The following is a 10,416-nucleotide window of genomic DNA, read 5'->3' as shown; positions in this document are numbered from 1 at the left end:
CCCCCGACACCGCAAGGTGCCGGGGGCATTTTCGTGGCCGCGCCGCTCGGGGCGCGACGGGGGTTTACTGCAGCAGGCTGCGCAGCATCCAGGCGTTCTTTTCGTGCACGTCCAGGCGCTGCGTCAGCAGGTCGGCGGTGGGTTGGTCGTTGGCGGCGTCGGCCTTCTCGAAGGCCGCACGGGCGGTCTTGGCGACCGACTCGTTGGCGCTGACCAGGAGGCGCACCATTTCCAGGGCTTCCGGCACGGACTGCGGCTCGGCGATGGACGACAGCTTGGCATATTCGCGGTACGTGCCCGGCGCGTAGTGGCCCAGAGCGCGGATGCGCTCGGCGATGCTGTCCAGCGCATTCCACTCTTCGGTGTACTGGGTCATGAACATCAGGTGCAGCGTGTTGAACATGGGCCCCGTGACGTTCCAGTGGAAGTTGTGCGTCATCAGGTACAGGGTGTACGAATCGGCCAGCAGCTTGGACAATTCGCCGGCCACCGCGGCGCGGTCCTTGTCGGAGATGCCGATGTCGATGCGCGGAACGGAGGTGGAGGTCTTCTTGGAGGTCTTTGCCATTGCTAGCTCCCTGTGGGGTTGGTGGACAAAATCAGGATAACACCGCGAATACGGCAATTTCGCGGCAAAAACGCATGCCAATCAACGACTTGGCGGTCTCTTGACGCAACGCAAGCGCGGCCCGGATCAATCCTGCACCGCGGCCGTTTCGTCGGACAGCATCCGCACGCCCGGCAGTTCGCATTCGTATACCGCCTGGGCCAGCGCCTCGATCGCCGCCAGGCGCGGAAAGCTGCGGCGCCAGGCCAGCACCACGCGACGCTCGGGCACGTGGCCTTCGAACGGCAGGTAGCGCAGCAGGCTGTTCGAAGGCGGCGGCTGCGGCACGGCGGTCACGGGCAGCACCGTCACGCCGATGCCGGCCGCCACCATGTGGCGGATGGTCTCGAGCGACGAGCCTTCGAAGGTGCGCTGGATGCCATCGCTGGCCGCCGAAAAACGCGACAGCTCGGGGCACACTTCCAGCACCTGGTCGCGAAAGCAATGGCCGCTGCCGAGCAGCAGCATGGTCTGCTGCTTCAGGTCCTGGGCATCGATGGCCTTGCGCTGCGCCAGTTCGTGGTCCTGCGGCACCGCCACCACGAAGGGCTCGTCGTAGAGCGGCTGCATCACCAGCCCCGCTTCCGGCAGCGGCAACGCCATGATGGCGCAGTCGATCTCGCCCTGGCGCAAGAGTTCGACCAGGCGCACGGTGAAGTTTTCCTGCAGCAGCAGCGGCATCTGCGGCGTGCGGCCGATCTGCACCGGCACCAGGCGCGGCAGCAGGTACGGCCCGATGGTATGGATCACGCCCACGCGCAGCGGCCCGGCAAGCGGGTCATGCCCCTGGCGCGCGATTTCCTTGATGCTGGCGCTTTCTTCCAGCACCTTCTGGGCCTGGGCCACGATGCGCTGGCCGATGGGCGTCACGCCGACTTCCGCGCCGCCGCGTTCGAACAGCGTCACGCCCAATTCGTCCTCGAGCTTGCGAATCGCCACCGACAGCGTGGGCTGGCTGACGAAACAGGCTTCGGCCGCCCGGCCGAAATGCCGTTCGCGCGCCACCGCGACGATGTATTTGAGTTCGGTCAGAGTCATGGTGGACTACGCCCCCAGGGGTTGGGCGCCGGCCCGGCGGGCGGCGCTGGAAAATGGGAAGGTCATGGTGGTTGCGGCCGTCATGTGCGCAGGAAGTCTTCCCTGCCCCGCATCCAGCGGGCCAGGTGCGCCTCGACAGAAGCGGGGTGTTCGGCGCGCAGCCAGACCGCGGCATCGCGCGCGTCTTCGGCAATGGCGGCGTCGGTTTCCAGGTCGGCAAAGCGCAAGAGCGCCATGCCCGACTGGCGCGTGCCCAGGAATTCGCCCGGGCCGCGCTGTTCCAGGTCGCGGCGCGCGATTTCAAAACCGTCGGACGTCTCGAACATGGCGCGCAGCCGTTCGCGCGCCACCTGCGACAGCGGCGTCTGGTAGAGCAGCACGCAGACCGATTCGGCCGTGCCGCGCCCTACCCGCCCGCGCAGCTGGTGCAACTGCGCCAGCCCGAAGCGTTCGGCGTGTTCGATGACCATCAGCGAAGCGTTGGGCACGTCGACCCCGACCTCGATCACAGTGGTGGCCACCAGCAGGTCGATGTCGCCTTCGCGGAAGGCCTGCATCACCGCCGCCTTTTCGGCCTGCGGCAGGCGGCCGTGCACCAGCCCGATGCGCAGGTCCGGCAGGTCGACCCGCATGCCTTCGTAGGTGTCCACCGCGGTCTGCAGTTCGAGGGCTTCGCTTTCCTCGACCAGCGGGCAGACCCAATAGGCCTGCTGCCCGCCGCGCGCGGCCTGGGCAATGTGCGCGATGACTTCCTCGCGCCGCGCCTCGGACACCAGCTTGGTCAGCACCGGCGTGCGGCCCGGCGGCAGTTCATCGATGACCGAGACGTCCAGATCGGCGAAGAAGGTCATGGCCAGCGTGCGCGGGATGGGCGTGGCGCTCATGTTGAGCTGGTGCGGCACGATGCGGCCGCGCACGGTTTCGCCCTTGCGGGTCAGCGCCAGGCGCTGGCCCACGCCAAAGCGGTGCTGCTCATCGACGATGGACAGCCCCAGGCGGTGGAATTCGACGTGGTCCTGGATCAGGGCCTGGGTGCCCACCACCAGCTGCACGCTGCCGTCGGCCGCCGCGGCGGCAGCCTCGCGGCGCGCCTTGGCGGTCAGGCTGCCGCTCAGCCAGGCCACGTTCACGCCCAGCGGCTGCAGCCACGACACCAGCTTGCGGAAATGCTGTTCGGCCAGGATTTCGGTGGGCGCCATCAGCGCCACCTGCGCGCCCCCGGCAATGGCCTGGGCCGCGGCAATCGCCGCCACGACGGTCTTGCCGCTGCCGACGTCGCCTTGCAGCAGGCGGTGCATGGGGTACGACTTGGCCAGGTCCGCCGAGATCTCGGCCACCACGCGCTGCTGCGCGCCGGTCAGCTTGAACGGCAGGGCCTGGTACAGCCGGTCGACCAGCCCGCCGGCTTCGTTGCGCACGGGCAGCGCCTCGGCCTCTTTGATGCGGCGCGCGGCCCGGGCCGCTGCCAGCGACAGCTGCTGGGCCAGCAATTCGTCGAACTTGATGCGGCGCCAGGCCGGATGCACGCGTTCGAGCAGCGCGGATTCGGATTCGCCCTGCGCGGGCGTGTGCAACGCGCGGATCGCCGGCTCGAACGGCGGCAGGTCGTAACGCGCCAGCGCTTCGGGCGGCAGCGTGTCGGACAGATCGGCGCGGTCCAGCGCCTGGGCAATGGCACGCCGCAGCGTCGGTTGCGGCAGGCCTTCGGTGGTGGGATAGACGGGGGTGAGCGCCGTGGGCAGCGGCGCATCGGCGTTGGTCATGCGCGGGTGCACCATCTGGCGCCCGAACAGGCCGCCACGGACTTCGCCGCGTGCGCGCAGCCGCTTGCCCACGCTGACCTGCTTTTGCTGGCTGGGGTAGAAATTCAGCCAGCGCAATTGGAGTTCGCCGCTGTCGTCCACCAAGGTGGCGGTGAGCTGGCGCCGAGGCCGGTACAGGACCTCGGATTTGGTGATCTCGCCTTCGACCTGGCCGGGAAAGCCCGGCCGCAGGTCGCTGATCGGCACGATGCGGGTTTCGTCCTCGTAGCGCAGCGGCAGGTGCAGCACGAAGTCCTCGGGCAGCACCAGGCCCAGGTTACGCAGCTTGCGCTCCGTATCCGTCATGGCTTTGCCGGCGCCTTTGGGGTCGGCGCCGGATCGCTTGGCTGCCACGGCCGCGGCCGGCATATGGGATGAAACCCCTGGCAAATCGCGCGTGGTCTGGCGTTACAGGACCAGGATCGCTTCGACTTCGAACTGCGCGCCCTTGGGCAGGCTGGCCACGCCGACGGTCGAACGCGCCGGGAACGGCTGCGGAATCAGTTCGGCCATGATGGCGTTGGCGGCGGTGAACTTGCCCAGGTCGGTCAGGAACAGGGTCAGCTTGACCACGTCGTTGAGCGTGCCGCCGGCGGCCGCGACCACGGCTTCCATGTTGGCGAAGGCCTGGCGCACCTGGGCGTCGAAGTTCTCGGAAACCAGGTCGCCCGTGCCGGGCTCAAGGCCGATCTGGCCGGACAGGTACACAGTCTTGGTGCCGGTCGTGGCAACCGCTTGCGAGTAAGGGCCGACGGCGGCGGGCGCGGCGTCGGTATGGATGATTTGCTTGCTCATGGGCGGAATCCTCGGGTGACGGATAGAAACTACAGCTATCGGATTTTAATCGGCAATAGGGTTTTGCGAAACCCCGGAATCTTCCATCTTACCCAACCTTCGGGGCGCCGCCGATGTCCGCGCGGCTGGCCCAAAGCAAGTCGTACAGCGCCTGTGCGGCCAACGGCAGGCTGCGCCCCTGGCGCCACACCAGGTACAGCGGCCGCAGCAGCGCCTTGCCCGCCAGCGGCACGATGCGCAGGTCCGCCCCGCCGAAATGGAACAGGGTCATGGCCGGCACCACCGCCACGCCCAGCCCGGCGCGGACCAGCCCGGTGACGGTGGCCAGGTGCTCCACCTCGAACAGCGGCGGCGGTGCGTCCGGGCCGAACGCGGCGTCCAGGTGCTTGCGCACGCTGCTGTTGCGCGCCAGCTGGATCAGCGGAAATTTGACGACGTCGCGCAGCCGCACCCGCGCCGCCTGGGCCAGCGGATGGTCGGCGCGGCACACCAGGAAATAGCGGTCGGCGTGCAGGAATTCGCTGTCCAGGTCGCTCATGTCCGGCCGCCGCGAGGCCACGGCGAAATCCACCTGGCCGTCGCGCACCATGTCCAGGCACGGGTCGAGCAAGGCATCGCGCAGGTCCACCGCAATGCCGGGATGCTGCGCGCGAAACCGGGCCAGCAGGTGCGGCAGCCAGCCCGCCGCCAGCGACGGCAAGGCGGCCAGCGCCACCCGGCCTCGGCGCCGGGCGGCGTGGTCGCGCAGGTCTTCCATCACCAGGTCCATGTCCGCCAGCAGGCGCCGGGCCGAGGCGTCCAGCACCCGGCCTTCGGCGGTCAGCTCCACGTTGCGGGTGTTGCGGTCGAACAGGCGCAGCCCGGCGCTGTCTTCCAGTTGCCGGATGAGGGCGCTGAAGGCCGGCTGCGTGAGGTGGCAGCGCTGGGCGGCGCGGGTGAAGTGCCTTTCGTCGGCCAGGGCCACGAAAGCGCGCAATTGGCGGGCAGACAGATTCATGGCTTTTCTTTATGAATTGATCCGATATTTCTATTTTACTGATGAGCGGGCGCTGCCTATAGTGGGGTCCGGTTTTCCCTGCGCACCGAGCTTGCTGCCCGCCGCGCCTAGCCTGGACCCTTTATGCCTTCCACTCCCCTGCTCATCGGCTGCGCTTCGGGCTTTTCCGGCGACCGCAGCGACGGCGCCGCCGCCGTGGTGCGCACGCTGGCCGCCCGGGGCGGCGGCACGCTGATCTTCGAAACGCTGGCCGAGCGCACGCTGGCGCTGGCCCAACTGGCGCGCAACCAGGACCCGCAGCGCGGCTACGAGCCGCTGCTGGACGATCTGGTCGCCCCCGTGCTGGCCGACTGCCTGCGCCATGGCATCAACATCGTCAGCAACTTCGGGGCCGCCAATCCCGTCGCCGCGGCCCGCCGCATCGCCGAACTGGCCGCCCGCCAGGGCCTGCCCGCCCCGCGTATCGCCGTGATTCACGGCGACGCCCTGGAATCGCCCGCGCAGCGCGACCTGCTGCGCCAGCGGCTGGGTGCGGCGCTGGACGGCGTCGACGTGGTCAGCGCCACCGCCTATCTGGGCGCCACCGAGATCGCGCAGGCCCTGGCCGCGGGCGCGCAGATTGTCGTGGCCGGCCGCGTGGCCGACCCGTCGTTGACGCTGGGGCCGGCGTTGGCGCACTTCGGTTGGGACCTGGCCGATTGGCCGCGCCTGGGCCGCGCCACCATGGCCGGCCACATGCTGGAATGCGGCCTGCAGGTCACCGGCGGCTACTTCTGCGTGCCCGGCCTGAAAGAAGTGCCGGACGTGCATGCGGCCGGCTTTCCCATCGCCGAGATCCAGGCCGACGGCGAATTCGTCATCGGCAAGGCGGATGCCACCGGCGGCGCGGTCGACGCGCGCACGGTCAAGGAACAACTGCTGTACGAAGTGCATGACCCGGCGCGCTACCTGACGCCTGACGTCGTGGCCGATCTTTCAGAGGCCCGGGTGCAGGACCTGGGCGGCGACCGCGTGGCCGTGCGCGGCATCACCGGCCATGCGCGGCCCGACGAATTGAAAGTCAACGTCTGCTATCACGGCGGCTGGCTGGCCGAGGCCGAGATCTCGTATGCCGGCGTGCAGGCCGAAGCGCGCGCCCGGCTGGCTGCCGACATCGTGCAAAAACGCCTGGGCTCGGCCCTGCGCCTGCGCGCCGACCTGATCGGCGCCATCAGCATCCTGGACGACGACGCCGGCACATTACGCGGCGCGCAAGCCGACGGCCACGGCCGCGACGTGCGCCTGCGCATGGCCGGCGAACACGCCGACCGCGCGGTGGCCGAACGCGTGCTGCGAGAAGTCACCGCGCTGTACACCTGCGGCCCGGCCGGCGGCGGCGGTGTGCGCACCGCGCTGCGTCCGCGCCTGAACATGGTGTCCTGCACCATCCCCCGTGACGCCGTGCACAGCGGCTGGCGCTTCCTGGAAGAGATCGCACAATGAACCCTGCCACCGCATCCGGGGCGGCTGCGCCCCAAGCCGACTCCCCCGTGGCCGTTCCCCGGGTGGCCGTATCCCTGTACCGCCTGGGCCACAGCCGTTCCGGCGACAAAGGCGACATCTCCAATCTGAGCCTCATCGCCTGGGACCCCGAGTGCTACGCCGTGCTGGCCGAGCAGGTGACCGAGGCCCGCGTGGCCGCCTGGTTCGCCTACCGCCACCCGGTGCGCGTCACCCGTTACCTCTTGCCCACCCTGCACGCCATGAACTTCGTGCTGGAAGGCGTGCTGGACGGCGGCGTCAACGACGCGCTGAACCTGGACGCCCACGGCAAGAGCCTGTCTTTCCGCCTGCTGGACATGACGGTCCGGGTCAGCCCCGCGCTGGCCGACCGGCTGCCCGACATTCCGGGCGACCGCCCCGCCCCCGCCTGACCCGTTTGACCCCCCGATAAAAAAACACACCCAGGAGACAACACCATGCGCTTTACCCTCAAGAGCCGGCTGGCCCTGCTGCTGACGGCCCTGCCGCTGACCGCCATGGCCCAGACCTTTCCGGCCAAGCCCATCACCTTCATCGTGCCCTTTGCCGCCGGCAGCGCCACCGACCAGATCGGCCGCGCCATCGGCCAGGGCGTCACCGAGCAGACCGGCCAGGCGGTGGTCATCGAGAACAAGCCCGGCGCCAGCGCCATGATCGGCGCAGCCACCGCGGCCCGCGCCGCCCCCGACGGCTACACGGTGCTGATCACCACCAACACCACCCATGCCGCCAACGAACACCTGTACAAGACGCTGACGTATCACCCGGTCAAGGACTACGCCCCGATCTCGCTGTTGGGCAAGGGCGGCCAGATCATGGTGGTCAACCCCGGCTCGCCCGCCAGGACGGTGGGCGACTTCCTGGCGCAGGCGCGCCAGTCGCCGGGCAAGCTGAGTTTCGGCAGCGGCAGTTCCAGCAGCCGCATCGCGGGCGAACTGCTGCAGCAGATGGCGGGCGTGCAACTGCTGCACGTGCCCTACAAGAGCAACCCGCTGGCCGTGACCGACCTGCTCGGCGGACAGATCGACATGATGATCACCGACACCGCCACCGGCCTGCCCCAGGTCAAGTCAGGCAAGCTGCGGGCGCTGGGCGTCACGGGCCTGACGCGTTCGCCGCTGGCGCCGGACGTGCCCACCATCGCCGAATCCGGCGTGCCGGGCTACGAGATGGGCTACTGGTTCGCGGCCTATGCGCCGGCCGGCACGCCGCCCGACGTGGTCAAGCGCCTGAACGAATTGCTGGTCAAGGCCACCCAGAGCGCGCCGGCCAGGCAGTTCTATGCCCAGACCGGCACCGACCCGGCCTCGTCCACGCCGGACGAGCTGGCGCAGTTCCAGCAGGCCGAATCGAAGAAGTGGGGCGACATCATCAAGAAGGCCGGCATCCAGCCGGAATGAGCCGGCAGGCCCCTGCCCCCAAATCAAAAGCCCCGTCGTGCAATGCAGGACGGGGCTTTTTTTCACGCGAGCGGCAGGCGCCGCCGGCGGCTTATTTGTCGACGAAGGCGCGTTCCACCACGTAGTCGCCCGGCTGGCCCACGCCCGGCGACACCACGAAACCGCGCTTGTCCAGCATGGCGCTGATGTCGGCCAGCATATGCGGGCTACCGCAGATCATGGCGCGGTCGGTTTCGGGGTTGATCGGGGGAATGCCGATGTCGGCGCACAGCTTGCCGTTTTCCATCAGCTCGGTAATGCGGCCCTGGTTGCGGAACGGTTCGCGCGTGACGGTCGGGTAGTAGACCAGCTTCTCGCGCACCACGTCGCCGAAGAACTCGTTGTTGGGCAGTTCCTTTTCGATGAAGTCGGCGTAGGCCAGCTCGCTGACCCAACGCACGCCGTGCACCAGGATGACCTTGTCGAAGCGTTCGTAGACGTCCGGGTCCTTGATGATGCTCATGAAAGGCGCCAGGCCGGTGCCCGTGCCGAACAGGAACAGGTGCTTGCCCGGCTTGAGGTCGTCGACCACCAGCGTGCCCACCGGCTTGCGGCTGACCAGGATGGTGTCGCCTTCCTTCAGATGCTGCAGGCGCGAGGTCAGCGGACCGTTCTGCACCTTGATGCTGAGGAATTCGAGGTTTTCTTCGTAGTTGGCGCTGGCGATGCTGTAAGCCCGCAGCAGGGGCTTGCCTTCGACTTCCAGGCCGATCATGACGAAGTGGCCGTTGTGGAACCGCAAGGCCGCGTCACGCGTCGTGGTAAAGGAAAACAGGGTGTCGTTCCAGTGGTGCACGCTAAGCACGCGCTCGGTGTTGAAAGCAGCCATGTCGTATCTAGTAAGAGCGGAACAAGGAGCAGGCCATCGAACCGGACTTGCACCGCAAGGTCAGACCGCGCCGCACAAAAGACGCGGCCGGTATTAGGGTTGACCCTATTCTACAGGGTCTCGATGATAATTGCTCTCATTATTCCGTAATACCCTTATGCCGTATTGATGGGGATCAAGGGCGGGATTGCACGGCTTACGAACAGTTGAATGGCTTAAAACTTCCTGTTATTGTCCCGTTCTCACTTGATAATCATTTTCGTTAGCAGACCGCTTTGCAAGGCGGCAACGCCATCCATCCGTTGGCTTTGACCGCCGCATCCCTTGCCGGAGTTCCTTCATGTCTATGCGTCCCCAATTGAAAACGCTGCTGCGCACCCTGGCCCTGGCCGGTGCCGCCGCGTTTGCCGTCCCGGCCCACGCCGCCGAGGAAGTCAGCCTGTACACCACGCGTGAACCCAAGCTGATCCAGCCGCTGCTGGACGCCTTCACCAAGGAAAGCGGCATCAAGGTCAACACCGTCTTCGTGAAAGACGGCCTGCTCGAGCGCGTCAAGGCCGAAGGCGCCAAGTCGCCCGCCGACGTGCTGATGACGGTGGACATCGGCAACCTGCTCGACCTGGTCGACGGCGGCGTGACGCAATCGATCAAGTCGCAGACGCTGGAATCGGTCATTCCTGCCAACCTGCGCGGCGCCGACGGCAAGTGGTTCGCCCTGTCGCTGCGCGACCGCGTGCTGTACGTCGAAAAAGACCTGAAGCTGGACAGCTTCCGCTACGAAGACCTGGCCGATCCCAAATGGAAGGGCAAGGTCTGCATCCGTTCGGGCCAGCACCCCTACAACACCGCCATGGTCGCTTCGATGATCGCCCATGACGGCGCCGAAGCCACCGAAAAATGGCTGCGCGGCGTCAAGGCCAACCTGGCCCGCAAGGCCGCCGGCGGCGACCGCGACGTGGCGCGCGACATCCTGGGCGGCATCTGCGACATCGGCCTGGCCAATGCCTACTACGTCGGCCACATGAAGAACGCCGAAGCCGGCACCGACGCCCGCAAGTGGGGCGACGCCATCAAGGTGATCCGCCCGACCTTCGCCAACAGCAAGAGCGGCGGCACCCACGTGAACGTCAGCGGCGCCGCCGTGGCCGCCAACGCGCCCAACAAGGCCAACGCCGTCAAGCTGCTGGACTTCCTGGTGTCCGAGCCCGCCCAGGCGCTGTACGCCCAGGCCAACTACGAATACCCGGTCCGCAAGGGCGTCAAGCTCGACCCCGTGATCGCCAGCTTTGGCGAACTGAAGGTCGATCCCCTGCCCCTGACCGAGATCGCCAAGTTCCGCAAGCAAGCCAGCGAACTGGTGGACAAGGTCGGTTTCGACAACTAAAACG

The 10,416-nt window shown here is 67.7% G+C and carries 10 protein-coding genes; 4 read left to right on the top strand and 6 right to left on the bottom strand.

What is annotated here, in order from left to right; translation table 11 throughout:
* Positions 1-64 precede the first annotated feature (64 nt).
* From AC6LJ2_RS29365 to AC6LJ2_RS29345, 5 genes are all read right to left on the bottom strand, one after another.
* Positions 65-568, bottom strand: coding sequence for a Dps family protein (locus AC6LJ2_RS29365; RefSeq protein ID WP_263913475.1), 504 nt, complete (start codon positions 566-568; stop codon positions 65-67).
* 126 nt (positions 569-694) lie between these two features.
* Positions 695-1,645 (bottom strand): LysR substrate-binding domain-containing protein, encoded by a 951-nt coding sequence (locus AC6LJ2_RS29360; protein WP_175193514.1) that lies wholly within the window; start codon positions 1,643-1,645, stop codon positions 695-697.
* A gap of 80 nt (positions 1,646-1,725) precedes the next feature.
* A complete protein-coding gene (recG, locus tag AC6LJ2_RS29355; RefSeq protein WP_498152714.1) occupies positions 1,726-3,816 on the bottom strand; it encodes an ATP-dependent DNA helicase RecG in 2,091 nt (696 codons plus the stop codon).
* Between the two features lie 39 nt (positions 3,817-3,855).
* Positions 3,856-4,242, bottom strand: a complete 387-nt coding sequence (locus AC6LJ2_RS29350) for a Rid family detoxifying hydrolase (protein ID WP_263913477.1) — start codon at positions 4,240-4,242, stop codon at positions 3,856-3,858.
* An 88-nt stretch (positions 4,243-4,330) separates the two neighbouring features.
* Positions 4,331-5,239, bottom strand: a complete 909-nt coding sequence (locus AC6LJ2_RS29345; protein ID WP_498152713.1) for a LysR family transcriptional regulator — start codon at positions 5,237-5,239, stop codon at positions 4,331-4,333.
* Between the two features lie 123 nt (positions 5,240-5,362).
* On the opposite strand from AC6LJ2_RS29345, the gene AC6LJ2_RS29340 reads away from it, so the two are divergent.
* The 3 genes from AC6LJ2_RS29340 to AC6LJ2_RS29330 are packed head-to-tail and all read left to right on the top strand — an operon-like array spanning position 5,363 to position 8,160.
* Positions 5,363-6,721, top strand: coding sequence for an acyclic terpene utilization AtuA family protein (locus tag AC6LJ2_RS29340; protein WP_498152712.1), 1,359 nt, complete (start codon positions 5,363-5,365; stop codon positions 6,719-6,721).
* A complete protein-coding gene (locus AC6LJ2_RS29335; RefSeq protein WP_263913480.1) occupies positions 6,718-7,152 on the top strand; it encodes an AtuA-related protein in 435 nt (144 codons plus the stop codon). Before AC6LJ2_RS29340 ends, AC6LJ2_RS29335 begins: the two co-directional genes overlap by 4 nt.
* 45 nt (positions 7,153-7,197) lie before the next feature.
* A complete protein-coding gene (locus AC6LJ2_RS29330) occupies positions 7,198-8,160 on the top strand; it encodes a Bug family tripartite tricarboxylate transporter substrate binding protein (protein ID WP_263913481.1) in 963 nt (320 codons plus the stop codon).
* 91 nt (positions 8,161-8,251) lie between these two features.
* Here the strand turns inward: AC6LJ2_RS29330 and AC6LJ2_RS29325 are convergent, their stop codons facing one another.
* Complete coding sequence (locus tag AC6LJ2_RS29325) at positions 8,252-9,028, bottom strand: ferredoxin--NADP reductase (RefSeq protein WP_263913482.1); 777 nt, start codon at positions 9,026-9,028, stop codon at positions 8,252-8,254.
* A 340-nt stretch (positions 9,029-9,368) separates the two neighbouring features.
* On the opposite strand from AC6LJ2_RS29325, the gene AC6LJ2_RS29320 reads away from it, so the two are divergent.
* Positions 9,369-10,412: a Fe(3+) ABC transporter substrate-binding protein gene (locus AC6LJ2_RS29320; protein ID WP_263913483.1), complete on the top strand. Its 1,044-nt coding sequence runs from the start codon at positions 9,369-9,371 to the stop codon at positions 10,410-10,412.
* Positions 10,413-10,416 lie beyond the last annotated feature (4 nt).

The organism is Achromobacter sp. 1014246743 (genome assembly GCF_059760725.1).
Note: the sequence above shows the minus strand (reverse complement) of the source record. Positions and strands in the feature narration are given on the sequence as shown.